The following is a 23,521-nucleotide window of genomic DNA, read 5'->3' as shown; positions in this document are numbered from 1 at the left end:
GCCTACGAGGTTATACGCCCTGACTGACAGAGCTCATGTTGAAATCGGGGACGCGCAGCGCCGGCATCGCCGCCCTCGTGAACCAGTCGCTCCACTCCCGCGGCAGGGTCTTCTCCGTGCGCCCCGCCTCCGTCGCCCGCCCCAGCAGGCCCACCGGCGACTCGTTGAACCGGAAGTTGTTGACCTCGCCGGTCACCTCGCCGTTCTCGACGAGGTACACCCCGTCCCGGGTCAGGCCGGTCAGCAGCAGCGTCGCCGGGTCGACCTCGCGGATGTACCACAGGCAGGTCAGCAGCAGCCCGCGCCCGGTGTTCGCGACCATCTCCTCCAGCGAGCGGTCCTTCCCGCCGTCCAGGATCAGGTTGTCGGCGCCCGGCGCCACGGGCAGACCGGTCAGACCCGCACTGTGGCGGGTGGTCGTGAGGTGCTTGAGCTCGCCCTCGCGCATCCACTCCGTGGCCGCGACCGGCAGCCCGTTGTCGAACACCGACTGGTCGCCGCCGGAGGAGTGCGCGATCACGAAGGGGGCGGACTCCAGGCCCGGCTCGTTCGGGTCGCTGCGCAGGGTCAGCGGCAGCTCGGTCAGCCTCTCCCCGACGCGTGTCTTGCCGCCGGGCTTGGAGAACACGGTCCGGCCCTCGACCGCGTCCCGCCCGGACGCCGACCACATCTGGTAGATCAGCAGGTCGGCCACGGCGGTCGGCGGCAGCAGCGTCTCGTACCGGCCGGCCGGCAGCTCCAGGCGCCGCTCGGCCCAGCCGAGGCGTACGGCCAGCTCGGCGTCCAGCGCCGTCGGGTCGACGTCCTTGAAGTCCCGCGTGGAGCGCCCCGCCCACGCCGAGCGGGTACGGTCCGGCGACTTGGCGTTCAGCTCCAGGGTGCCGTTGGGCTGGTCGTGCCGCAGCCGCAGCCCCGTGGACGTGCCCACGTACGTCGACACCAGCTCGTGGTTGGCGAAGCCGTACAGCTCCCGTCCGCCCGCACGCGCGCGTGCGAACGCCTCACCGAGCGCCGGGGCGAAGTCGGCGAACACGGTGGACGAGGTCTCGGCGGGGGCATCGGTGAAGTCCGGCGACGCCGGTACGTCCGTCACCAGCGGCTGCGCGTCCTCGGCGGGCCCGGCGCCCCGTGCGGCGGCCTCGGCGGCCCGGACGAGCGGCTCCAGCTCGTCCGGGGTCACAGCGGACCGGGAGACGACCCCGGAGGCCGTGCCCTCCTTGCCGTCGACGGTCGCGACGACGGTGAGCGTCCGCCCGCGCGTGACGCCGTTCGTGGTCAGCGCGTTGCCCGCCCAGCGCAGGTTGGCGGTCGACTGCTCGTCGGCGATGACGACGCACCCGTCGGCCCGGGACAGCTCCAGGGCCCGCTCGACGATCTCGTGCGGCTTGTGCGCCTTGGTGGAGTGAGCGCTCATCGACCGGCCTCCTGGGTGGTGTTGAGGATGTTGACGCCCCTGAAGAGGGCCGAGGGGCAGCCGTGCGAGACCGCGGCGACCTGGCCCGGCTGGGCCTTGCCGCAGTTGAAGGCGCCGCCGAGGACGTAGGTCTGCGGACCGCCGACGGCCGCCATGGAGCCCCAGAAGTCGGTGGTGGTCGCCTGGTAGGCGACATCCCTGAGCTGACCGGTGATCCGCCCGTTGTGGATCTTGAAGAAGCGCTGACCAGTAAATTGAAAATTGTACCTTTGCATGTCGATCGACCAGGACCGGTCGCCGACGACGTAGATCCCGCGGTCCACGCCGCCGATCAGATCCTCCGTCGACATCCCGGCCGGGTCCGGCTGCAGCGACACGTTGGCCATGCGCTGCACCGGCACATGGCCGGGGGAGTCGGCGAAGGCGCAGCCGTTGGACCGCTCGAACCCGGTCAGCCTGGCGATCCGCCGGTCCAGTTGGTAGCCGACGAGCGTGCCGTTCTTCACCAGGTCCCAGGACTGGCCCGCGACGCCCTCGTCGTCGTACCCGATGGTCGCCAGGCCGTGCTCGGCGGTGCGGTCACCGGTGACGTTCATCAGCTCGGAGCCGTACTTCAGCTTGCCGATCTGGTCGAAGGTCGCGAAGGAAGTGCCGGCGTAGGCGGCCTCGTAGCCGAGGGCGCGGTCCAGTTCGGTGGCGTGGCCGATGGACTCGTGGATGGTCAGCCACAGATTGGAAGGGTCGACGACGAGGTCGTACGGCCCCGCCTCCACGCTCGGCGCCCGCATCTTCTCGGCGAGCAGCCCGGGGATCTGCTCCAGCTCGGACTCCCAGTCCCAGCCGGTGCCCGTCAGGTACTCCCAGCCGCGCCCCACGGGCGGCGCGATGGTGCGCATCGAGTCGAACTCGCCGCTCGACTCGTCCACCGACACGGCGGTCAGCTGCGGGTGCAGCCGTACCCGCTGCTGGGTCGTCACGGTCCCGGCGGTGTCGGCATAGAACTTGTTCTCATGGACGGTGAGCAGCGAGGCGTCGACGTGATCGACCCCGTCCGCCGCCAGCAGCCGGGCGCTCCACTGCGCCAGCAGCCCCGACTTCTCCTCGTCGGGCACGGTGAACGGATCGATCTCGTACGACGAGATCCAGGTCTTGTCGGCGTGCACGGGCTCGTCGGCGAGCTCCACCCGCTCGTCCGACCCGGCGGCCTTGATCACCTGGGCGGACAGCTTCGCCATCGCCACCGCCTGAGACGCGACCTTGGCGGCGGCGTCGAGCGTCAGATCCACCCCGGAGGCGAAACCCCAGGTCCCGCCGTGCACCACCCGGACCGCGTACCCGAGGTCGGTGGTGTCCGACGACCCGGCGAGCCGGGCGTCCCTGAGGCGCCAGGACGCGCTGCGCACCCGCTCGAACCGGAAGTCCGCGTGCTCGGCGCCCAGCGCACGCGCGCGTGCCAGCGCGGCGTCGGCCAGGGCGCGTAGCGGAAGCGCCGTGAAGGCTTCATCGATCGTATGGGGCACGGAGGTCTCCCTGCTGTCGTGGCCTGTCGGCTCCGATCATGTCGCGCGCCCGGGGCCGCGGACCACACGTTTCCGGCGGGAGTTCCACGCCTTTCTGTAGGGACCCGACAGTGACGCCCGTGAGCCACTGTCGGTGCCCGAATGTCCTGGCACGGGACGGGACCGATAGGTTTTCGGGGAAGCCGCCTGCCATCCAGATGTTCGGGCGGGTGTGTCAGACCCCTATCGAAAGGGTGATCCGTTGAGCCGCTCGGTTCTCGTCACCGGAGGCAACCGGGGCATCGGCCTCGCCATCGCCCGCGCCTTCGCCGACGCCGGCGACAAGGTCGCCATCACCTACCGCTCGGGCGAGCCGCCGGCCGGCTTCCTCGCGGTGAAGTGCGACATCACCGACCCCGAGCAGGTGGAGCAGGCCTACAAGGAGATCGAGGCCGAGCACGGCCCGGTCGAGGTCCTGATCGCCAACGCCGGCGTCACGAAGGACCAGCTCCTGATGCGCATGTCCGAGGAGGACTTCACCTCGGTCGTCGAGACCAACCTCACCGGCACCTTCCGGGTCGTCAAGCGCGCCAACCGCGGGATGCTGCGGGCCAAGAAGGGCCGCGTCGTTCTGATCTCGTCGGTCGTGGGCCTGTACGGCTCCCCGGGTCAGGCGAACTACGCCGCCTCCAAGGCCGGCCTGGTCGGCTTCGCGCGCTCCCTCGCCCGTGAGCTGGGCTCGCGCAACATCACCTTCAACGTCGTCGCGCCCGGCTTCGTCGACACCGACATGACCAAGGTGCTCACCGAGGAGCAGCGCGCGAACATCGTGTCGCAGGTCCCGCTCGGCCGGTACGCGCAGCCGGAGGAGATCGCCGCGACGGTGCGGTTCCTCGCCTCGGACGACGCCTCGTACATCACTGGAGCCGTCATCCCCGTTGACGGCGGACTGGGAATGGGTCACTGATCACCATGAGCGGAATTCTCGAGGGCAAGCGCGTCCTGATCACCGGTGTGCTGATGGAGTCCTCCATCGCCTTCCACACCGCCAAGCTGGCCCAGGAGCAGGGCGCCGAGATCATCCTGACCGCGTTTCCGCGGCCCACGCTGACCGAGCGCATCGCCAAGAAGCTGCCGAAGCCCACCAAGGTCATCGAACTCGACGTGACCAACGAGGAGCACCTCGGGCGGCTGGCCGACGTCGTCGGCGAGGAGCTGGGCGGCCTGGACGGCGTCGTCCACTCCATCGGCTTCGCCCCGCAGGACGCCCTCGGTGGCAACTTCCTCAACACGCCGTTCGAGTCCGTCGCCACCGCGATGCACGTCTCGGCGTACTCCCTGAAGTCGCTGACCATGGCCTGCCTGCCGCTGATGCAGAACGGCGGCTCGGTCGTCGGCCTCACCTTCGACGCGCAGTTCGCCTGGCCGCAGTACGACTGGATGGGCCCGGCCAAGGCCGCCCTGGAGGCCACCAGCCGCTACATGGCGCGCGACCTGGGCAAGCAGAACATCCGCTGCAACCTGATCTCCGCGGGCCCGATCGGCTCCATGGCCGCCAAGTCCATCCCGGGCTTCGACGAGCTGGCCTCCGTGTGGGACAGCCGCGCCCCGCTGGAGTGGGACCTCAAGGACCCCGAGCCGGCCGGCCGCGGTGTCGTCGCCCTGCTGAGCGACTGGTTCCCGAAGACCACCGGCGAGATCATCCACGTGGACGGCGGTCTGCACGCCATCGGCGCCTGATCCTCCGGTACGTCCTCGACGCCCCGTCTCCCGCATCGCGCGGGGAGCGGGGCGTCACCCGTTCGGCCTAGCCGGCCGGGCGGGCGAGGCCCGCAACTGCGCACTCTGGATTACGCGTTCACTACGCGAGCCCCTCCCCAGTACGGCCGAGGAGGTCCCCTTGTGCGCTTGTCCCGCCGCCTGGCCTCAACGACCGTCGCCGTCGCTCTCGTGCTGCCCCTGTCGTACGACGCGATGGCCCACGCGCGCGTGCACGTCACGGAACGCGTGCACGTCACGGAAGCCGAACCGGAGGACCCCTTCGGCGCCGCGTGCCGTGTCCGGATCACCGGCTCCCAGGTGACCGCGTACTGCCACAACCCCTATCCGGAGACCGACCGGGTGAGCCTGCACGTCGAGTGCGCCCGCTGGTGGGACCTCGACAGCGACGGCTCTCCCGTGGACGCCGGGCCCGCGCAGACCGTGCGGCTGACCGGGCGCTGCTGGAAAGAGGTCGGCTCGGTGTGGGTCAGTCACCGGCGGGAGGGCTGAAGCGTCCCGGACGGCACAGGAACGGGTAGCTCGCCGCCTCGGCCGCGGCCGCCGCGGCGTCGCCCGCGCGGATCGCGTCGACCAGGCGCGCGTGGTCCATGTGCGTCTCCGGCGTCAGCTCCGTGCCGATGTCCTCGCGCAGCCAGTCCCGCAGCACCTCGCCCAGGTCGGCGTACATCTCGATCATCACGTCGTTGTGGGACGCCGACACCACCGCCAGGTGGAACGTCGCGTCGGCCGCCACGAACGCCTCCGCGTCGCCCGACTCCCAGGCCTCCTCCCGGCGCGTCAGCAGGACGTCCAGCTGCTTGAGGTCCTTCTCCGTGCGCCGCTCGGCGGCCAGCTTCGCGGAGGCCGACTCCAGCGTGGAACGCAGCTCGGCGATGTGCCGGGGGTCGGCGTCGGCGAACCGGCAGTGCATGACGCCGGCCAGCTCGCTGGTCGCCACCACGTAGGTGCCGGAGCCCTGGCGGATGTCCAGCAGGCCGTTGTGCGCGAGGGCGCGGACCGCCTCGCGGACCGTGTTGCGCGCGACACCGAGCTGCTCGACCAGTTCGGGCTCGGTCGGGATGCGGGAGCCGACCGGCCATTCGCCCGAGGTGATCTGGTTCCGCAAGGCCGCGATGACCTGCTCGGACAGCGCCGAGCGGCGGGGGTGGCTCAGGGGCATGGCACACCTTCCCATGGAAGGGCCGGGGCCGGGCAGCCCAGGGGTGGACAACCAATCATCCTATGATTCTATGATGGTCGGCATGGCAAGCGAGGAAACCCGGACGGTGACGTCCATGCCGATACGCACCCCTGAGACCCGTCCCACCGCGGAGCCCGCCACGCGCGCGTGGACCACGCGGCTGCTCGTGCTCGGCATCGTGCTGACCGCGGTGAACCTCCGCCCCGCCATCACCAGCCTCGGCGCCCTCCTCGAAGAGGTCCGCGACGCGCTCGGCATGAGCGGCAGCGTCGCCGGACTGCTCACCTCCGTGCCCCCGCTCTGCTTCGCCGTCTTCGGCGTGGCGGCCCCGCGCCTGGCCCGCCGCTTCGGCCCGGGCGCGGTGGTCTGCGCGGGCATGGCCGCCATCACCGCGGGCCTGCTCATCCGGCCGTACACGGGCAGCACGGCCGGCTTCCTGGCGGCCACCGCGCTCGCTCTCATGGGCATCGCGGTCAGCAACGTCCTGATGCCGGTCATCGTCAAGCGCTGGTTCCCGAACCGCGTCGGCTCCATGACCGGCCTGTACTCGATGGCCCTCGCCCTCGGCACCGCGTCCGCGGCGGCGGTGACGGTGCCCATGACCGACCTGCTGGGCGGGAGCTGGCAGACCGGGCTCGCGGTGTGGGCCGGGCTCGGGGCGGCGGCCGTACTGCCGTGGATCCCGTTCGTGAGGGACCGGGACCGGGGGACGGCGACCGCCGTCCCCGCCCGGGAGAGCCACGCGCGCGTGGACGCGCCTCGGCTGCGGATCACCCGGAGCCGCACCTCCTGGGCCCTCGCCGTCTACTTCGGTCTCCAGGCCACGGGCGCCTACATCACGATGGGCTGGATGGCGCAGATCTTCCGGGACGCGGGAGTGCACGCCGGCACGGCGGGGCTGCTGCTCGCCGTCACGATGGTGATGGGAGTGCCGCTGGCCTTCGTCATCCCGCGCCTGGCCACCCGGCTGCCGCACCAGGGCCCGATCGTCGTCGCGCTCGGCGTGTGCGGGCTCGTGGGCTACGCCGGCCTCTACCTCGCGCCGGCCACCGGCGCCTGGGCCTGGGCCGTACTCCTCGGCATATCCAACTGCTCGTTCCCGCTGGCCCTCACGATGGTCGGGATGCGCGCCAGGACCAGCGGCGGAGTGGCCCAGCTGTCGGCCTTCGCGCAGAGCACCGGTTACCTGCTCTCCATCCCGGGGCCGCTCCTGGTGGGCGTGCTCTACCAGCACAGCGGCGGCTGGGGGCTGCCCATCGCGCTCATGGCCGGCCTCATGATCCCGCAGATGGCGGTGGGCATCCTCGCGGGACGCAACCGCACGGTGGAGGACGAGGCGGCCCGCTGACCCTCACCCCGGCGGAACCGGCATGGGGGAGGAGTGCGAGACTTGCCCCATGCCAGTGCTCGACCCGAACCCCCAGAACGGCCAGAAGAAGATGCTGCTGGTCTTCGGCGCCTTCTTCGCCATCTTCGTGATCATCGGGATCATCGCGACGATCGCCTCTCCCTGAGACGGCCCGGCACGCCGATGGTGGGGCTGGCACCCCCATCCCCTAGGGGGCGGGCGTCAGGGTCAACTGGGTGGATCACCGGATGGGTCGAGGGCCTGGAACTCCGTAACTTCGAGGTGTGACCGCGAGAGGCGGACACGGACCACCTCGAAGACTCACGGAGGCATCATGTCGGCCCGCACGCACACCCCGCCCCACCCGGCGTCCACGGGCCGTGCCGACATCCGGCTGCCCTGGTGGGCCCTCGCCCTCCCGACCCTCGCCTTCATCACGCTGCTGCTGCTGATACTCGACCCGTCCGACGCGCAGGCCGCCCCCGCCGAGCCGGCGATCACCCAGCTGATCGAGCGCGTACAGCAGCTGATCACACGCTGAGCACCCCCGAAGCCGCACGTCAACTCCCTGCGCCCCGTGGCCTGTTTCATGCGAAGCTGGGTCTCATGAGCGTCGCAGAACCCCGCAGGATTGTCCTCTTCCGGCATGCGAAAGCCGACTGGCCACAGGTGACCGACCACGAGCGGCCCCTCGCGGACCGGGGCCGAATGGACGCGGCAGAGGCCGGCCGCCGGCTGGCCGACACCGACATCCCCTTCGACCTGGCCCTGTGCTCCACCGCGACCCGGACCCGTGAGACGTGGAAGCTCGCCGTCCACGAGTTCCCGCACCGGCCGAAAACCATCTACGAGGAGCGGATCTACGAGGCCTCTCCCGGCGAGCTGATCGCCGTGCTCAACGAAACGCCCGACGACGCACAGAACGTCCTGCTGATCGGCCACAACCCGGGCGTGCAGGGACTCGCCGACATCCTCTCCGGCGCCGCCGAGGGCGACGCGCGTGAGCGGATGAGCCGCCGCGGCTTCCCGGCCGCCGCCTACGCCGTCCTCTCCTTCAGCGGCAGCTGGAAGACGCTGGAGCCCGGCGTGGCCACACTGCTCGACTACTGGGCACCCTCCGAGTGACCGACCCGCATGCGTGGGGCCCGGCACCGTCGCGGTGCCGGGCCCCTGTGCATGCCGGAACATGGTGCGCGGGCGGTCAGTCCTCGTCGTGCATGTCCGCCGCCTCGACCTCTTCGCGGGTGACGCCCAGCAGATACAGGACCGTGTCCAGGAACGGCACGTTCACCGCCGTGTGCGCCGCCTCCCGCACCACCGGCTTGGCGTTGAAGGCGACGCCCAGCCCTGCCGCGTTCAGCATGTCCAGGTCGTTGGCGCCGTCGCCGATCGCCACCGTCTGGGACAGCGGCACACCCGCCTCGGCGGCGAACCTGCGCAGCAGCCGCGCCTTGCCCGCCCGGTCCACGATCTCCCCGGTGACCTTGCCCGTCAGCTTCCCGTCGACGATCTCCAACGTGTTCGCCTGGGCGAAGTCGAGCCCGAGCCGTTCCTTCAGATCATCGGTGACCTGGGTGAACCCACCCGAGACGACCCCCACTTGATAGCCGAGCCGCTTCAGCGTACGGATCAGCGTGCGCGCGCCCGGCGTCAGCCGCACATCGCTGCGCACCTTCTCCACCACCGAGGCGTCCAGCCCCTCCAGCAGCGCCACGCGGGCGTGCAGCGACTGCTCGAAGTCCAGCTCCCCACGCATCGCGGCCGCCGTCACCTCGGCCACCTTGTCCTCGCAGCCGGCGTGCGCGGCGAAGAGTTCGATCACCTCGTCCTGGATGAGTGTGGAGTCCACGTCCATGACGACGAGCCGCTGGGCACGCCGATGCAGTCCGGCGGCGACGACGGCGACGTCGACACCCAGTGCCGCCGCCTCGGTCACCAGGGCGGTGCGCAGCGGCTCGGTCCCCACGCCGGACACCGCGAACTCCACGGCGGTCACGGGGTACTTGGCCAGCCGGAAGATACGGTCGATGTTGGCGCCGGACCCGGTGATCCTGGCGGCGATCGCGGCCGTCGCCTCGGCGGTGAGCGGATGCCCGAGCACGGTCACCAGGGACCGGCCGAGGCCACGGGGCCGGTTGTCGCCGCGGCCGGAGATGATCTCCGCCTGCATCTTCATCGACTCCGCCCAGCTGTGGACGGTCGCCCGCAGATCCCCTTCCAGACCGGCCGCGGGCTGCGTCACGAGTGCGCACAGCGTGATCCGGCCACGGGTGACGACCTGCTCGATGTCGACCACGTCCACCGAGTAGGCGGCCAGCGTGTCGAAGAGACCGGCCGTGATGCCCGGCCTGTCCTTCCCGAAGATCTTGACGAGAAGGGTGGGGATGTCAGAGGTCTGCGAAGCGCTCATGGTGCTCCCACCGTATCCGGCGCCCAGCGCCCGCCGCCCCTGAGGTCCGACCAGCGGACACGGAACACTGGGTGTCGCTCGGGTGGCGCGGGTCTTGCGTAAGTGTGAGCCGGTGGCACTGATCCGTGACTGAATCCGTGACTGATCACTTCGGCCTTTCCGGCGGTGGGGAAGGAGGCGGGGGCGGCGGTGGCGGCGGCGGTGGCGGCCCTTCATCCGCTCCGGACGCCGACCGGTTCCCGTGCGGCCGAGGAGGCCGGGGAGCCCTCGGGGGCGGTGCGATCGGCCGGGCGACCGTGGGGGCGCCGTACATGTCGTCGCGCCGCCACGCCTCCTCGGGCGACGGCGCGTCTCCAGACGGTGGGGCCGCACCCGGAGGCCGCGCGTCCTCGGGCTCGTGCGGCTCGTCCGGTACGCGCAGGTAAGGGTTCGTCACCGGATTCGGTGGCCGGTACGGCGTGCCGGGCGTGTACGGACCGGACGGGCTCGCGTACGTCGAACTCCCGGCACCCTCGGCCGCCGGCCCCGCCGCACTCGCAGGCCCCGGCGTTCCAGCCCCACCCCACCTCGCACCCACCACCACGCCCCGAGCCGGCGGCGCCGCCCACTGCCCCGCGGCCCCGGTCGCCCGGGCCAGCAACGCTCCCACGGCCCCCGCCCCCGCACCCCAGGCCGCCCCGAGGAGCAGCGCCATCCCGAGGTTCCCCCGCAACCGCACCCCGGCGCCGAACGCGTCGAAGCCCAACACCGCCAGCGAGGCGTCCACGGACACCTCCGTCAGCCACGCGAGCAACGGCAACGTCAACGCCGTGGCGATGCCCAGCCGCAACGCGCACCGCCCGGCGAAAGGGACGGGCCCTGGATCCCGTACGTCCCAAGAACCCGATCCACCGGAACCACCGGAACCACCGGAACCACCTGAACCCCCCACCGGCCCGGCCTCAGAAGCCGTCCCGGCCCCCGCCCCCACCGGCGTCCGCACCGCGGTCAGCACCCCGGCGACCAGCATCATCAGCGCCGCCGCGACCCCGAGCAGCCACACCCGGCCGTCCAGCTCCGCCAGCCTGCCCAGCGTCACCGACTGGTCGGCGCCGCCGTTCAGCAGGTCGTCCAAGGGGTCCGGCAGCAGGCTCGTCGGCACTCCCGTCGCCCTGCCGTCGAACGGCATGAGCAGGCCGACCGGGATGCCGAGCCACACGCCGTTCGGGGTGCCGAGCAGGGCGGCGCCCGCGATGCGCCGAGGGTGGTCGTCGCCGATCGCCGCGTACGCCGCCGCCGTGACGCCGGCCGCGACCGCCACCAGCAGGACCGTGACGAGGGCGGACACGGCGGGCCGTACGACACGGTGCACCGTCTCCCAGCCGCGCGGCAGCGGGGTGTGGCGCGAGGCCAGCAGGGCGATCAGCAGGACGCCGGCGGACCAGCCCATGCCGCCGAGCAGGGTCGGCGCCGTGTCCACCGTGAATCCGACCGCCGCCTTCGCGTCGATGAGGTCGCCGATCCGGTCGGGCAGCAGTCCGCCAATATCCCTGACATCCCCGACATCCGCGATATCCCCGATGTCACCTACCCCTGGGATGTCGATGCCGCCGTCGGCCCCGCCATCACCACCCGGCAGGTCGTCGAGCCCCAGCGAGCTCCCGTCGATCGTGATGACGTCGTGTCCCGCCCAGGCGAGCCCGCCCAGCATCGCCACGAACAGCGCGACCACCACGCCCACGCGTGCGAGGAGTTCGGACGGCGCGATCACAACTCCCGCTCGCCGCAAGGACCGTAAGAAGACCCACGACAGCAGCACCGCGCCGACCAGGCTCACCCCCAGTGGCGTGATCTCGATGGCCGTCCTCGCCTCCGCGCCCGTCAACCCGAAAGCGGACACGTCACCGGACGGGGTGACGGAACCACCCGCCCCGAGGGCCACCATCGCCGCCGTCATCGGGCCCAGCGAACCGGCCTTGTCCGCCTCCAGCAGATGCAGACCGAGGGCCGCCGTACCCGCCATCCCGATCAACGCCCAGCTCACGGCGGCGATCGCGGAGAGCAGGATGTCTCCCCACGGCAACCGCGTGCCGTGCCTCGCGGTCTCGACGTTCCTGGACGCGCTCATGGCAGACCCCCCGATCCGCGGCGCGGCCGGCTCGCCGCGCATGTCCCCCTCGCGTGGATTACCACTTTCCGAGCTGATTTCAACCCCGTCAACGGAACCGGTGGAAGCACGTCCGCGTGGTCTTCGTCGTGGTCGTCATAAGGCCCGACTTTCAGACAGGGGGCGGAGCCTGAAATAGTTCCCGACGATGTTCGACATCCCTAGACTCCCTGTGTTGGGGGTAACTCGGGGGACTACTCAGTGGGGCATGGAGTGCCGGAACTCGTACTGGAATTGAATGGACGGACGTGGACGCTCGACCCGTCCAGGTCCTACACCCTCGGACGCGATCCGCAGGGCGACATCGTGTTCGACGACGCCAGGGTTTCCTGGCGGCACGCCACGATCAGATGGAGCGGCCGTAGTTGGGTCATCGAGGACCACGGCAGCACCAACGGCACGTTCGTGCAGGGGCACCGGATCCATCAGCTGGAGCTCGGCCCGGGCTCGGCCGTGCACCTGGGCAACGCGACCGACGGACCGCGCCTGAACCTCTCCGGCACCGCGGCCGTCGCCTCGCCGCAGGCCCAGCCGCAGCAGCAGCCGTACGCCGCGCAGGGCGCGCAGGCCGGCTGGGCACAGCCGGCACCGGCCCATCAGGCACCGGCCAACCAGGCGCCTGCTCATCAGGCACCGGCCAACCAGGTTCCGCAGCAGGCACCGCACGCCGACTGGCCGCAGCCGCAGCCCCAGCCGCAGCCGCAGTCCGTCGGGAAGGTGCCGCACCAGCAGGGTGGCCCCGGTGGTGGCGCGGGGGCGCCGCCGGTCTACGGCGACCGCAGCCCCACCACCTTCCACCAGGTCTCGATCGGCCGCGTGATGCGCATCGGCCGTGCCCTGGAGAACGAGCTGGTCGTCTCCGACCTGCAGGTCTCCCGGCACCACGCCGAGTTCCACTCGATGCCCGACGGCCGCATGGAGATCCGCGACCTCGGCTCGCACAACGGCACCTACGTCAACGGCCAGCCGATCGCCAAGGGCGGCTCGGCGCTGCTCGGCCCCACCGACATCGTGGGCGTCGGCCACTCCACGTTCCGTATCGTCGGCGACCGCCTCGAGGAGTTCGTCGACACCGGTGAGGTCTCCTTCTCGGCCCGCCACCTGACCGTCACGGTCGACGGCGGCAAGCAGATCCTCAAGGACGTCTCCTTCGGCGTCCCGGAGAAGTCGCTCATCGCGGTCATCGGCCCGTCCGGCTCCGGCAAGTCGACCCTGCTCAAGGCACTCACCGGCTACCGCCCCGCCAACCAGGGCGACGTCCTCTACGACAACCGCAACCTCTACAAGCAGTTCGCCGAGCTGCGTCAGCGCATCGGGCTGGTCCCGCAGGACGACATCCTGCACAAGGAGCTGACCGTCAAGAAGGCCCTCAAGTACGCGGCCAAGCTCCGTTTCCCGGCCGACACCACGGCCGCCGAGCGCGAGGCCCGTATCGACGAGGTGCTGCGCGAGCTGAAGCTGGACGTCCACAAGGAGAAGAAGGTCACCTCCCTCTCCGGCGGCCAGCGCAAGCGCGTCTCGGTGGCCCTGGAACTGCTGACCAAGCCGTCGCTGATCTTCCTCGACGAGCCCACCTCGGGCCTCGACCCGGGCATGGACCGCGATGTCATGCAGCTCCTGCGCGGCCTGGCCGACGACGGCCGTACGGTCCTCGTCGTCACCCACTCCGTCGCCGAACTGGCGCTGTGCGACAAGCTGCTGGTGATGGCACCGGGCGGCGCGGTCGCCTACTTCGGCCCGCCCGAGGAAGCGCTGAACTTCTTCGGCTACGACACCTGGGCCGACGTCTTCTCCGCCTTCGAGAACTACCGCGACTACGACTGGGCGGGACGCTGGAAGGGCTCGCAGCACTACCAGATGTACGCCGCGGACATCGACGCGATCGCCCCGCAGTCCGTACAGGTGCCGCCGATGCAGGCGATGAAGCCGCCCAAGCCGCAGGGCTGGATGTCCCAGTTCCTGACCCTGGTGCGCCGCTACGTTTCGGTGATCGCCTCCGACAAGGGCTTCCTGGCCCTGACGGTGATCCTGCCGCTCGTCCTCGGCTCGGTGAGCCTGCTCATCGACTCCGGCAAGGACCTCCTGGTCAACACGGAGATCAACCCGAACACCGGCAAGCCCGTCGCCAACGGCACGGCCCTCACCGTCCTGCTGATCCTCGCGGTGGGCGCCTGCTTCGCCGGCGCCGCCAACTCCGTCCGTGAGCTGATCAAGGAACGGGTCATCTACGAGCGGGAGCGCGCGACCGGCCTGTCCCGGTCCGCGTACCTGATGTCCAAGGTGTTCGTGCTCGGCCTGATCACCGTGCTGCAGGGCCTGATGGTCGGTGTCATCGGCTTCTCCAGCCGCACCGTCCCGGACGAGGGCCTGATCCTCGGCAGCCAGATCCTGCTGGAGCTGTGCATTCCGATCATGGCGCTGGGGTTCACCGCGATGATGTTCGGCCTGATCATCTCGGCCCTGGTGAAGACCGCCGAGAAGACCATGCCGCTGCTGGTCATGTTCGCGATCGTCCAGGTCGTCTTCACCGGCTGCCTGTTCCCGCTGGCCAACTCCATCGGCGTCAACGAGCTCTCGTACCTGATGCCGTCGCGCTGGGCGGTCGCCGCCGCGGGGGCCACGCTCGACTTCAACCAGATCAGTCCGCCCGCCAAGGGCGACAGCGACGACCCGCTGTGGGAGCACACGGTCGGCGCCTGGTCCATGGACATGCTCGCCCTGATCGTCCTCGGCGTGATCTGCGGCTTCTTCGTGGCCCGCTTCCTGCGCCGCCACGAGCCCGAGGTCATGCGCAACTAGTCCCCGTGGTCCCTGTCGTACGACGCCCGAAGGGCGGCACCCCGTCAGGAGGGTGCCGCCCTTCGGCGTACGGATCGCAAGGCCCGCGCCTACCTCGCTCAGTACGCGCTGTTGACGTTGTCGATCGAGCCGTACCGGTCGGCCGCGTAGTTGGCGGCGGCGGTGAGGTTGGCGACCGGGTCGTACTGGCTGAAGGCCGTGCCCGGGACGTGGTAGGCGTCGAAGGTCGGCTTGATGACCTGGAGCAGACCGATCGACGGAACGCCGTTCTGGGCGTTGATGTCCCAGTTGTTGATGGCGTTCGGGTTGCCCGAGGACTCCCGCATGATGTTGCGGTAGAGACCGTTGTAGGTGCCCGGGATGTCGTGCTTCTTCATGATGTCCAGGGCCTCGCGGATCCAGCCGTCGAGGTTGTTGGCGTAGGTCTTCTTGGCGGCGACCGGCTTGACCTGGACGCGCTTGGCGGACCGGCTCGCGGCCTCCTTCGCCTTGCGCTCCTGCTCGGCCTTCTTGGCGGCCGCCTCGGCGGCGGCCTTCTTCTTCGCGGCGGCCTCCGCGGCCTTCTTCTTCGCGGCGGCGTCGGCGGCGGCCTTCTTGGCCGCGGCGTCCTGCTCGGCCTTCTTCTTGGCCTCTATGGCCTCGGCCTTCACGCTCGCGGAGGCGAGCTGGTCGGTGACGCTGCCCTTGACGTCCTTGATCTGCTCGCTGCTGTACGCCACCTGGCCCGTGGGGGCCTCGGCCGTGGTCGTCCGGGCTTCGCCGGGGACGGCGGAGAAGGCCAGGGCGGCGGCACCGAGCGTGGCGACACCGGCGACAGCGATCTTGTGCCGCTTGGTCAGCGCACGACTGAGACCGCGGTTGTTGGTGTTCTTGAGCATGGCAGATGGACCTCTTCGAATAGCGCGGAGGTCGCTCGCTGTCCGGCAGTGGACACGGGTGCTTCCTGCACAAACGCCGCGGGCGGAACCCACGGCGCTGAGCGACGGGAGCCATTCTTAGCGGCCGCAAAATGGGCAGGCAAAGGTGTGACGTACGATCCCGGGTAGTTGACCCATGAAGGGCAAAACCGGACAGATGGGGCCGTCCGCCCCGCTCAAAAGGGGCGTCTTATCTCCTATGGGTCTTCGTACGTGACCTGCGCCCTATGCGCGGGCTCACATCAGCCCGGTAACAGTCTCACCGGCAGTTGCTTCAGCAATGCGCTGTGTGAGGGCTCTCCGTCGGGAGGAGGAGATGCACGTCGCCGAACTCGTGCCACAGGTAGAGCCCGCGCAGCGCCGCCTCGTAGCCACGGTCGATCGCGGCTCGCCCGCCGACCGCCTCCAGCATCAGCAGATGCGAGGCCTCCGGCTCGTGCAGCCCGGTCAGCAGCCCGTCCACCACCCGCACCCCGCGCTCCGGAGTGACGACGAGATCCGTCCACCCTTCACGCGCGTGTACGACCCCCTCGGCGTCCGCCGCCGACTCCACGGCCCGCACGGCGGTCGTCCCGACGGCCACAACCCTGCCGTCCCCAGCCTTCACCGCGTTGATCAGCCGAGCCGACGCCTCCGGGACCGCGAACCGTTCCGGATACGGCGGCTCGTGCGCCTCCGCCGAGGCCACCCCGGTGTGCAGCGTGATCGGCGCGAACCGCACCCCGCGGCTCACCAGCTCCGTCACCATCCGCAGCGTGAAGGGCCGCGCGGCGCTCGGCATCTCCGCGCTGCCCCACCCGTCGGCCGACGGCAGGGCGAACACCGTCTGGTAGACGGACAGCGGCTGGTCGCGCTCCGTGTAGGAGTAACGAATCGGCCGCCCGTGCTCACGCATCAGCCTGAGGACCGTCCCCGGCGTACCCGGTCGAGAGCCGGTACGCCCCGCCCTCTGCGTCCTGGCCACCCGAGCCCACCACAACCGCTCGCTGCCCGCGCTCAGCGGCTCCTCCAGCACCAGCCGCACATCCCTGGGAAGCCGCACCTCGGTGCCCGCGGGCCCGCCCGCACGCGCGCGCGTGGTGCCCCGCGCGTCGGGATCCCTCAGCTCGACCGCCCACCGCCCGTCGTCCCCGCGCGTGGAGAAGTGCACCACCACGCGCGCGTGCCCGATCCACCCGTCCACGGCGGCCGCCAACGTCTCCGACGTGTTGACGACCAGAAGATCCCCGGCCCGCAGCAGCCGCGGCAGCTCGCCGAACGCGTGATGCGACACCTCGGTGCCGCGCGACACCAGCAGCCGTACGGCATCCCGGCCCAGCCCCGGTCCCCGCTGCTCGGCCGGCACCCGGGCCGACAACTCCCCCGGCACACGCATCGCCGGCGTCATCGCCGCCCCTCCAGCAGTGACGGAGCCCCATAGCGGCCGCTCGCCGGCCGCTCGTCCAGCAGCCGCAGGAAAGCCGGCACCACACTGTCCGGCGCCGGCCGTGGATCGTCGTCGTCCGGTACGGCCGCCGCGTACAGGTCCGTGGCCATGTCCCCGGGGTCGACGGCCCAGATCCGCAGCTCCGGCTCCTCCGCGCCGAGCACCGCCGCGAGCTGGTCCAGGGCGGCCTTGGAGGCCCCGTACCCACCCCAGGCCGCGTACGCCTCGGCGGCCGCGTCCGAGCTGACCGTGATCACCGCGCCCGTCCCGGACGCCCGCAGCAGCGGCAACGCCTCCTGGACCAGGCCCAGCGCGGCGACGACGTTCACCTCCAGTGCCCGCCGCAGACCCGCCAGGGGCAGCTCGTCCAGCCGGACCAGCGGCTCGGCGCCCAGCGCGCTGGCGTTGCTCACCAGCAGGTCGACGCCGCCCAGCCGCCAGGCCGCCGCCACCAGCTCGGACCGGTGCCCGGCATCCGTGACATCGCCCGGCAGGGCCGTCACGCGCGTGCCGTACGCCTGGAGCCCGGCCGCCGTCTCCTGGAGGGCCTGAGCCGTCCTGGCGTCGAGCACCAGATCCCAGCCGCGCACGGCCAGCGCCTCGGCGAGTGCCCGCCCCAGTCCCTTGGAGGCCCCCGTGATGATCGCTACCGGCATGACAACCGTCCCCTCGTCCGTCCAGGCCGCCCATCGGCGGTGCCCTCAACGTAGGAACCGTCAGTCCCGCCCCACCTCGGACGCGGGCCGCAAAGCGGCGGGGCACTTCGTCCTACGCCGCACACCCGGGGTCTTTCGTCCTACGCCCCGCACCGGGGTCCTTCGCCCTACGTCACGGATCCCGAGACCACAGCCCTAGGTCCCGCGCCCCACCCGGCGGCCGCCACTGGTCCGATCCGGCTGTCACACCCCGCCGGTACCGTGAGGACATGAGTCAACGGCCCAGGTCCGGCCTAGCCGCGGTGAGCTCCGCGTTGCTGGCCATGAGCAGGCATCTCGAGGTGCGCGACGTCCTCAAGACGATCGTCGCCTCGGCCCGCGAGCTGCTCGGCGCGCAGTACGCCGCCCTCGGCGTCCCGGACGACCACGGCGGCTTCGCCCAGTTCGTGGTCGACGGGGTCAGCGACGAACAGTGGAAGGCCATCGGCCCGCTCCCACGCCAGCACGGCATCCTCGCCGCGATGCTCCAAGAGGCCGAGGTCGAGCGCCTCGCCGACGTCCGCAAGGACCCCCGCTTCGAGGGCTGGCCGTCGGCGCACCCCGACATGTCCGACTTCCTGGGCCTGCCGATCCGCGACGGCGACGAGGTCATCGGCGCACTGTTCCTCGCGAACAAGAACTGCCCCAAGCCCGACGGCAGTTGTGGCTTCACGGCAGAGGACGAGGAACTCCTCTCCATCCTCGCCCAGCACGCCGCGATCGCCCTCACCAACGCCCGCCTCTACGAACGCAGCCGCGAGCTGACGATCGCCGAGGAGCGCTCCCGCCTCGCCCACGAACTGCACGACGCGGTCAGCCAGAAACTGTTCTCCCTGCGCCTGACGGCCCAGGCCGCCGCGGCCCTGATCGACCGCGACCCGTCGCGCGCCAAGGGCGAGCTGCACCAGGTGGCCGCGCTCGCCGCCGAGGCCGCCGACGAACTGCGCGCCGCGGTCGTCGAGTTGCGCCCCGCCGCCCTCGACGAGGACGGTCTCGTCGCCACCCTGCGCACCCAGATCCAGGTCCTCGACCGCGCCCACACCGCGCGCGTGACCTTCGCCGGCCGCAGCGTGAAGGCCCTGCCCTCCGCCCAGGAGGAGGCGGTGCTGCGCGTCGCCCAGGAGGCCCTGCACAACGCCCTGCGGCACTCCGGCGCCGAGCACGTCGACGTGACGCTGGACCGGCGCGGCAGCGGAGCCGTCCTGCGGGTCACCGACGACGGCTCGGGCTTCGACCCCAAGGCGATACGCCGCGCCGGACGCCACCTCGGCCTGGTCTCCATGCGGGACCGGACAAGCGGGGTCGGCGGCACGCTGACCGTGGAATCGGCGCCCGGCAAGGGCACCACGATCGAGATGGAGGTCCCCGGTGGCTGACACAATCAAGGTGCTGCTCGTTGACGACCACCAGGTCGTCCGCCGGGGCCTGCGCACCTTCCTCGAAGTGCAGGACGACATCGAGGTCGTGGGCGAGGCCGCCGACGGCGCCGAGGGAGTGGCCCGCGCCGAGGAGCTCCAGCCCGACGTCGTGCTGATGGACGTCAAGATGCCCGGCATGGACGGCGTGGAGGCCCTGCGCAAGCTCCGCGAACTGGACAACCACGCGCGCGTGCTGATCGTCACCAGTTTCACCGAACAGCGCACGGTGATCCCGGCCCTGCGCGCGGGCGCCGCCGGGTACGTCTACAAGGACGTCGACCCCGACGCACTCGCCGGGGCCATCCGCTCGGTCCACGCCGGCCACATCCTCCTCCAACCGGAGGTGGCGGGCGCCCTGTTGTCCCAGGAGGAGGCCAACTCGGGGCCGGGGAGGGCCGGCTCGCTCACGGAGCGGGAGCGCGAGGTCCTCGGCCTGATCGCGGACGGCCGCTCCAACCGCGAGATAGCCAGGGCCCTGGTCCTGTCGGAGAAGACCGTCAAGACCCACGTCTCGAACATCCTGATGAAGCTCGACCTCGCGGACCGCACCCAGGCCGCGCTGTGGGCCGTACGCCATGGCGTGACCGGCTGAAACGCTCTCCGCAGGGCATGACGGACGGCAATACGGAGGGTTCCGCTCCGGACTGAGATTCATACCGTCGTGGGAATGTCCCCCAGATGGCGCATCCTTCGTGGATCTCCGCCGTTCTCCATGGCGTGCTGCGGCGACTGCCGCGGCAATCGCAAGGAGGACTTAGAAGTGAAGAACCTGAAGAAGGCAGCGGCCGTGACGATGGTGGCGGGTGGCCTGCTGGCCGCCGGTGCCGGAATGGCCTCCGCCACCGACGGCGCGCACGCCGACGGCAAGGCCGTGGGCTCCCCGGGCGTCGGCTCGGGCAACGTCGTCCAGGCCCCGGTTCACGTCCCCGTCAACGTCTCGGGCAACAGCGTGAACGTGGTCGGCATCCTGAACCCGGCCTTCGGCAACCTGGCCGTCAACAAGTGACGCCCACCCGAAGCGCGCAGTGACCTCCGGCCTCCCGGGTATCCCGGGAGGCCGGTCTGTCTGCTCATCGCGCCCCCCGCTCCCGCTCCTCCACAGCGGAGTTGTACGCGGCGACGAGCGCCCGCCGCGCCACCCGCTCCACCGGCCGCAACGCCTCCGCCCGCGCTCCCATCTCAGCGGAGCTCACCGCACCCCCGTGCCCGTTCTCATACGCCAGCGACACGAGCAACCCCACCCGCTGCGCAAGTTCCAGCACCCGCACCGCCCGCGGCGGATACCCCGGCGCCAACAACTCCCGCCCCCGCTCCGCCCGCGCCCGATACGCGTCGATCGCGGCCTCGGCCACCGGCCCCGACCCGGCCACATCCAGCCGCGACAACATCTCGGTGGCCTCCCGCAGCGCCTCCGCGAGCTCCCGCTCGGCCTCACCCAGCGACGGCACATCGGCAGGCGGCGCCTCCCGCACGGCCAGGCAGTGCCACACCACCTCGACATGCACATCACCGTCGGGCCCGGCCTCGTACACCTCCGGCACCAGCCCCAGCGCGGCGCCGTGACAGATCACCGCCTCCTCGGCGTCCATCGCAGCCGCGTTGAACTCCGGCGGCCCACTCAACCCCAGGGGATGCCCCGGCGCGGGCAGCGCCACCCGCAGCCCGCTCACCCCGAGCGTCCGCAGCCGCCCCAGCGCCAGCGTGAGCCCCACGGGCGCCGACTCACCGGGCAACCCCTCCACCCGGTGCACCGCATCGTCCCCGACGATCTGGAGCACAGCGTCATCCGGCGAGACAAATCCGGCCAAAAGGGCATTTCCCCAAGCCGCAAGACGTCCTGAACGTGGTTCCGAGAGCATGCCACCACCCTAAGGACAGGACCGATGGAATGAAGGGCCGGACCGGTGGCGTAGATTTCCTTGAGGGGTGCGCCCACGGGCGCACGCGACCACCGAGACGCCGAGACCGGTCACAGCAAGGGGAGACAACGCGCTCATGAGCGATGTTCTGGAGCTTCAGGACGTATCCGTGGTCCGTGAGGGCCGGGCTCTGGTGGACCAGGTCTCCTGGTCGGTCAAGGAGGGCGAGCGCTGGGTCATCCTCGGCCCCAACGGAGCCGGCAAGACCACCCTCCTGAACCTCGCGTCCAGCTACCTCTACCCGACCAACGGCACCGCCACCATCCTCGGCGAGACCCTCGGCAAGCCCGGCACCGACGTCTTCGAGCTGCGCCCGCGCATCGGCATGGCCGGCATCGCCATGACCGAGAAGCTGCCCAGGCGCCAGACCGTCCTCCAGACGGTGCTGACCGCCGCGTACGGCATGACCGCCACCTGGAACGAGGACTACGAGGAGATCGACGAACAGCGCGCCCGCGCCTTCCTCGACCGCCTCGGCATGAGCGAGTACCTCGACCGGAAGTTCGGCACCCTCTCCGAGGGCGAGCGCAAGCGCACCCTCATCGCCCGCGCCCTGATGGCCGACCCCGAGCTGCTCCTCCTCGACGAGCCCGCCGCCGGCCTCGACCTCGGCGGCCGCGAGGACCTCGTCCGCCGCCTCGGCCGCCTCGCCCGCGACCCGATCGCCCCCTCGATGCTCATGGTCACCCACCACGTCGAGGAGATCCCCCCGGGCTTCACCCACGTCCTGATGATCCGCCAGGGCAAGGTCCTCGCCGCCGGCCCCACGGAACTCGAACTCACCTCCCGCAACCTCTCCCTCTGCTTCGGCCTCCCGCTCGTCGTCGAACAGGTCGGCGACCGCTGGACCGCCCAGGGCCTCCCGCTGTCCTGACCCGCTCCTTCACCCCGCGAAACCCCGGTGAGAAGGCCCTTACAAACGATCGGCGCCCTGTCCGTGACAGGGTCCGCAGTCCTACCATGACCATGTGGAAATCGACGCGTGGGTTTGGTGGTTGATCGGCGCGGCAGCGCTCGGCATCGGGCTCGTGATCACCGCGATGCCCGAACTAGGCATGCTGGCGGTGGGCGCCGTGGCCGCCGCCGCCGTCGCCGGCATCTTCGGCGGTGAAGCCGTCGTCCAAGTCGTGTCCTTCGTCGTCGTATCGACCGCACTCATCGCCGTCGTACGGCCCATCGCGAACCGACATCGCGCACAGCGACCCCAACTCGCCACCGGCATCGAGGCATTGAAAGGCAAACAGGCCGTCGTACTGGAGCGCGTCGACGCCTCCGGCGGCCGGATCAAGCTCGCCGGAGAGGTCTGGTCGGCACGCTCCCTCGACACCGACCGCGCCTACGAAGTAGGCCAGGAAGTGGACGTCGTGGACATCGAGGGGGCCACGGCGATCGTCATGTGACCTCGCACGACGTAAGTGGCGCGAACGCGCCACGGGTCACGCGACGGTCTGTCAGACTCGACCAGCAAGATCTTCAACAACCGTAAGATCTGCCGAAGTTGCCGCAGCGGAGAAGGGGTACGGGGAAACGACGATGGAACCGGTCATCATCGTCCTGATCATTCTGGTGGTGTTGGTCTTCATCGCCCTGATCAAGACGATCCAGGTCATCCCACAGGCGAGCGCGGCCATCGTCGAGCGCTTCGGCCGCTACACCCGGACGCTCAACGCGGGCCTCAACATCGTGGTCCCGTTCATCGACACCATCCGCAACCGCATCGACCTGCGCGAACAGGTCGTACCGTTCCCGCCGCAGCCGGTGATCACCCAGGACAACCTGGTCGTGAACATCGACACGGTCATCTACTACCAGGTGACCGACGCCCGCGCCGCCACCTACGAAGTCGCCAGCTACATCCAGGCGATCGAGCAGCTGACGGTCACCACCCTGCGCAACATCATCGGTGGCATGGACCTGGAACGGACCCTGACCTCCCGCGAGGAGATCAACGCGGCCCTGCGCGGCGTCCTCGACGAGGCGACGGGCAAGTGGGGCATCCGCGTCAACCGCGTGGAGCTGAAGGCGATCGAGCCCCCGACCTCCATCCAGGACTCGATGGAGAAGCAGATGCGCGCCGACCGTGACAAGCGCGCCGCGATCCTCACCGCCGAAGGTACGCGCCAGGCCGCCATCCTCACCGCCGAAGGTGAGAAGCAGTCCCAGATCCTCCGCGCCGAAGGTGAGGCCAAGGCAGCCGCCCTGCGCGCGGAAGGCGAAGCCCAGGCGGTCCGTACGGTCTTCGAAGCGATCCACGCGGGCGACCCCGACCAGAAGCTCCTCTCCTACCAGTACCTCCAGATGCTCCCGAAGATCGCCGAGGGCGACGCCAACAAGCTCTGGATCGTCCCCAGCGAAATCGGCGACGCCCTCAAGGGCCTCTCCGGCGCGATGGGCAACCTGGGCGGCCTGGGCGGCGGTTCGGGCAACGGCTCCTCCGGCAACAGCGGCACAGGTACGGAACGCCGAGAGAAGCCGTCGATCGACTGACGGTTGTTTCTCTCGGGACCCAGTTCGAGGAGCGGCCCGGTGAGTTCCCGGAGGTCGGGGCGGCGGCGTGAACCCGCCGAC

General features: G+C 70.7%; 23 protein-coding genes. 14 read left to right on the top strand and 9 right to left on the bottom strand.

The window, feature by feature from the left end:
* Window positions 1-10: 10 nt before the first annotated feature.
* The gene (locus ABZ078_RS25315) at window positions 11-1,414 is read right to left on the bottom strand and encodes a metallopeptidase TldD-related protein (protein WP_356578700.1); all 1,404 of its coding nucleotides are present in this window, start codon (window positions 1,412-1,414) and stop codon (window positions 11-13) included.
* A complete protein-coding gene (locus tag ABZ078_RS25310; RefSeq protein ID WP_356578698.1) occupies window positions 1,411-2,934 on the bottom strand; it encodes a TldD/PmbA family protein in 1,524 nt (507 codons plus the stop codon). Before ABZ078_RS25310 ends, ABZ078_RS25315 begins: the two co-directional genes overlap by 4 nt.
* A 241-nt stretch (window positions 2,935-3,175) precedes the next feature.
* Here ABZ078_RS25310 and fabG point away from each other — a divergent pair, with 241 nt between their 5' ends.
* From fabG to ABZ078_RS25295, 3 genes are all read left to right on the top strand, one after another.
* The gene (gene fabG / locus ABZ078_RS25305) at window positions 3,176-3,880 is read left to right on the top strand and encodes a 3-oxoacyl-[acyl-carrier-protein] reductase (RefSeq protein WP_356578696.1); all 705 of its coding nucleotides are present in this window, start codon (window positions 3,176-3,178) and stop codon (window positions 3,878-3,880) included.
* 5 nt (window positions 3,881-3,885) lie between these two features.
* Complete coding sequence (gene fabI, locus ABZ078_RS25300; RefSeq protein ID WP_356578694.1) at window positions 3,886-4,653, top strand: enoyl-ACP reductase FabI; 768 nt, start codon at window positions 3,886-3,888, stop codon at window positions 4,651-4,653.
* Between the two features lie 162 nt (window positions 4,654-4,815).
* Entirely contained in the window at window positions 4,816-5,184 is a 369-nt protein-coding gene (locus ABZ078_RS25295) for a hypothetical protein (protein WP_356578693.1), read from the top strand.
* Here ABZ078_RS25295 and ABZ078_RS25290 read toward each other — a convergent pair.
* Entirely contained in the window at window positions 5,162-5,854 is a 693-nt protein-coding gene (locus ABZ078_RS25290; protein ID WP_356578691.1) for a FadR/GntR family transcriptional regulator, read from the bottom strand. The genes ABZ078_RS25295 and ABZ078_RS25290 overlap by 23 nt on opposite strands.
* A 70-nt stretch (window positions 5,855-5,924) precedes the next feature.
* On the opposite strand from ABZ078_RS25290, the gene ABZ078_RS25285 reads away from it, so the two are divergent.
* From ABZ078_RS25285 to ABZ078_RS25270, 4 genes are all read left to right on the top strand, one after another.
* Window positions 5,925-7,223 carry a CynX/NimT family MFS transporter gene (locus tag ABZ078_RS25285; protein WP_356578689.1) on the top strand — a complete coding sequence of 433 codons (1,299 nt, stop codon included), beginning with the start codon at window positions 5,925-5,927 and terminating at the stop codon, window positions 7,221-7,223.
* A gap of 49 nt (window positions 7,224-7,272) precedes the next feature.
* On the top strand, window positions 7,273-7,389 hold the full coding sequence (locus ABZ078_RS25280; protein ID WP_086021381.1) for an SGM_5486 family transporter-associated protein: 117 nt from the start codon (window positions 7,273-7,275) through the stop codon (window positions 7,387-7,389).
* A gap of 168 nt (window positions 7,390-7,557) precedes the next feature.
* Complete coding sequence (locus ABZ078_RS25275; RefSeq protein WP_356578687.1) at window positions 7,558-7,764, top strand: hypothetical protein; 207 nt, start codon at window positions 7,558-7,560, stop codon at window positions 7,762-7,764.
* Between the two features lie 65 nt (window positions 7,765-7,829).
* On the top strand, window positions 7,830-8,348 hold the full coding sequence (locus ABZ078_RS25270) for a histidine phosphatase family protein (RefSeq protein ID WP_356578685.1): 519 nt from the start codon (window positions 7,830-7,832) through the stop codon (window positions 8,346-8,348).
* A gap of 76 nt (window positions 8,349-8,424) precedes the next feature.
* Here the strand turns inward: ABZ078_RS25270 and serB are convergent, their stop codons facing one another.
* Both serB and ABZ078_RS25260 read right to left on the bottom strand, forming a co-directional pair.
* Entirely contained in the window at window positions 8,425-9,633 is a 1,209-nt protein-coding gene (gene serB, locus ABZ078_RS25265) for a phosphoserine phosphatase SerB (protein WP_356578683.1), read from the bottom strand.
* Window positions 9,634-9,778: 145 nt separating this feature from the next.
* Entirely contained in the window at window positions 9,779-11,740 is a 1,962-nt protein-coding gene (locus ABZ078_RS25260; protein ID WP_356578681.1) for a streptophobe family protein, read from the bottom strand.
* A 252-nt stretch (window positions 11,741-11,992) separates the two neighbouring features.
* On the opposite strand from ABZ078_RS25260, the gene ABZ078_RS25255 reads away from it, so the two are divergent.
* Window positions 11,993-14,578 (top strand): FHA domain-containing protein, encoded by a 2,586-nt coding sequence (locus ABZ078_RS25255; RefSeq protein WP_356578679.1) that lies wholly within the window; start codon window positions 11,993-11,995, stop codon window positions 14,576-14,578.
* Window positions 14,579-14,676: 98 nt separating this feature from the next.
* Here the strand turns inward: ABZ078_RS25255 and ABZ078_RS25250 are convergent, their stop codons facing one another.
* From ABZ078_RS25250 to ABZ078_RS25240, 3 genes are all read right to left on the bottom strand, one after another.
* Window positions 14,677-15,456 carry a transglycosylase SLT domain-containing protein gene (locus tag ABZ078_RS25250; protein WP_356578677.1) on the bottom strand — a complete coding sequence of 260 codons (780 nt, stop codon included), beginning with the start codon at window positions 15,454-15,456 and terminating at the stop codon, window positions 14,677-14,679.
* Between the two features lie 313 nt (window positions 15,457-15,769).
* Entirely contained in the window at window positions 15,770-16,882 is a 1,113-nt protein-coding gene (locus tag ABZ078_RS25245; RefSeq protein ID WP_356578676.1) for an S-adenosylmethionine:tRNA ribosyltransferase-isomerase, read from the bottom strand.
* A complete protein-coding gene (locus tag ABZ078_RS25240; RefSeq protein WP_356578674.1) occupies window positions 16,879-17,577 on the bottom strand; it encodes an SDR family oxidoreductase in 699 nt (232 codons plus the stop codon). The genes ABZ078_RS25245 and ABZ078_RS25240 overlap by 4 nt, the downstream gene beginning before the upstream one ends.
* Window positions 17,578-17,846: 269 nt before the next feature.
* Here ABZ078_RS25240 and ABZ078_RS25235 point away from each other — a divergent pair, with 269 nt between their 5' ends.
* The 3 genes from ABZ078_RS25235 (at window position 17,847) to chpE (ending at window position 20,040) form a co-directional block, all read left to right on the top strand.
* The gene (locus ABZ078_RS25235; protein ID WP_356578672.1) at window positions 17,847-18,992 is read left to right on the top strand and encodes a GAF domain-containing sensor histidine kinase; all 1,146 of its coding nucleotides are present in this window, start codon (window positions 17,847-17,849) and stop codon (window positions 18,990-18,992) included.
* Entirely contained in the window at window positions 18,985-19,626 is a 642-nt protein-coding gene (locus ABZ078_RS25230) for a response regulator transcription factor (RefSeq protein WP_356578670.1), read from the top strand. The genes ABZ078_RS25235 and ABZ078_RS25230 overlap by 8 nt, the downstream gene beginning before the upstream one ends.
* A 168-nt stretch (window positions 19,627-19,794) precedes the next feature.
* Window positions 19,795-20,040: a chaplin ChpE gene (gene chpE, locus ABZ078_RS25225; protein ID WP_356578668.1), complete on the top strand. Its 246-nt coding sequence runs from the start codon at window positions 19,795-19,797 to the stop codon at window positions 20,038-20,040.
* Between the two features lie 64 nt (window positions 20,041-20,104).
* On the opposite strand, the gene ABZ078_RS25220 is transcribed toward chpE, so the two are convergent.
* Entirely contained in the window at window positions 20,105-20,893 is a 789-nt protein-coding gene (locus ABZ078_RS25220; protein ID WP_356578666.1) for a hypothetical protein, read from the bottom strand.
* Window positions 20,894-21,029: 136 nt separating this feature from the next.
* On the opposite strand from ABZ078_RS25220, the gene ABZ078_RS25215 reads away from it, so the two are divergent.
* The 3 genes from ABZ078_RS25215 (at window position 21,030) to ABZ078_RS25205 (ending at window position 23,440) form a co-directional block, all read left to right on the top strand.
* Window positions 21,030-21,827, top strand: a complete 798-nt coding sequence (locus ABZ078_RS25215) for an ABC transporter ATP-binding protein (protein WP_356578664.1) — start codon at window positions 21,030-21,032, stop codon at window positions 21,825-21,827.
* 94 nt (window positions 21,828-21,921) lie between these two features.
* Window positions 21,922-22,353: an NfeD family protein gene (locus ABZ078_RS25210; RefSeq protein ID WP_356578662.1), complete on the top strand. Its 432-nt coding sequence runs from the start codon at window positions 21,922-21,924 to the stop codon at window positions 22,351-22,353.
* 133 nt (window positions 22,354-22,486) lie between these two features.
* On the top strand, window positions 22,487-23,440 hold the full coding sequence (locus ABZ078_RS25205; protein ID WP_356578660.1) for an SPFH domain-containing protein: 954 nt from the start codon (window positions 22,487-22,489) through the stop codon (window positions 23,438-23,440).
* Window positions 23,441-23,521: the final 81 nt, after the last annotated feature.

The sequence above is a fragment of the Streptomyces sp. NPDC006385 genome, from assembly GCF_040612485.1.
Lineage (GTDB): Bacteria > Actinomycetota > Actinomycetes > Streptomycetales > Streptomycetaceae > Streptomyces.
This window is presented reverse-complemented; position numbering and strand designations above follow the sequence as displayed.

What these genes read in the sequence shown, in the direction of transcription:
- ABZ078_RS25215 (WP_356578664.1), top strand. Translation starts at nt 21,030, where the DNA reads ATGAGCGATGTTCTGGAGCTTCAGGACGTATCCGTGGTCCGTGAGGGC.
- ABZ078_RS25280 (WP_086021381.1), top strand. Translation starts at nt 7,273, where the DNA reads ATGCCAGTGCTCGACCCGAACCCCCAGAACGGCCAGAAGAAGATGCTG.
- ABZ078_RS25270 (WP_356578685.1), top strand. Translation starts at nt 7,830, where the DNA reads ATGAGCGTCGCAGAACCCCGCAGGATTGTCCTCTTCCGGCATGCGAAA.
- ABZ078_RS25260 (WP_356578681.1), bottom strand. Translation starts at nt 11,740, where the DNA reads ATGAGCGCGTCCAGGAACGTCGAGACCGCGAGGCACGGCACGCGGTTG.
- ABZ078_RS25240 (WP_356578674.1), bottom strand. Translation starts at nt 17,577, where the DNA reads ATGCCGGTAGCGATCATCACGGGGGCCTCCAAGGGACTGGGGCGGGCA.
- serB (WP_356578683.1), bottom strand. Translation starts at nt 9,633, where the DNA reads ATGAGCGCTTCGCAGACCTCTGACATCCCCACCCTTCTCGTCAAGATC.
- ABZ078_RS25315 (WP_356578700.1), bottom strand. Translation starts at nt 1,414, where the DNA reads ATGAGCGCTCACTCCACCAAGGCGCACAAGCCGCACGAGATCGTCGAG.
- ABZ078_RS25290 (WP_356578691.1), bottom strand. Translation starts at nt 5,854, where the DNA reads ATGCCCCTGAGCCACCCCCGCCGCTCGGCGCTGTCCGAGCAGGTCATC.
- fabI (WP_356578694.1), top strand. Translation starts at nt 3,886, where the DNA reads ATGAGCGGAATTCTCGAGGGCAAGCGCGTCCTGATCACCGGTGTGCTG.
- ABZ078_RS25220 (WP_356578666.1), bottom strand. Translation starts at nt 20,893, where the DNA reads ATGCTCTCGGAACCACGTTCAGGACGTCTTGCGGCTTGGGGAAATGCC.
- ABZ078_RS25245 (WP_356578676.1), bottom strand. Translation starts at nt 16,882, where the DNA reads ATGACGCCGGCGATGCGTGTGCCGGGGGAGTTGTCGGCCCGGGTGCCG.
- ABZ078_RS25205 (WP_356578660.1), top strand. Translation starts at nt 22,487, where the DNA reads ATGGAACCGGTCATCATCGTCCTGATCATTCTGGTGGTGTTGGTCTTC.
- ABZ078_RS25285 (WP_356578689.1), top strand. Translation starts at nt 5,925, where the DNA reads ATGATGGTCGGCATGGCAAGCGAGGAAACCCGGACGGTGACGTCCATG.
- ABZ078_RS25275 (WP_356578687.1), top strand. Translation starts at nt 7,558, where the DNA reads ATGTCGGCCCGCACGCACACCCCGCCCCACCCGGCGTCCACGGGCCGT.
- ABZ078_RS25250 (WP_356578677.1), bottom strand. Translation starts at nt 15,456, where the DNA reads ATGCTCAAGAACACCAACAACCGCGGTCTCAGTCGTGCGCTGACCAAG.
- ABZ078_RS25235 (WP_356578672.1), top strand. Translation starts at nt 17,847, where the DNA reads ATGAGTCAACGGCCCAGGTCCGGCCTAGCCGCGGTGAGCTCCGCGTTG.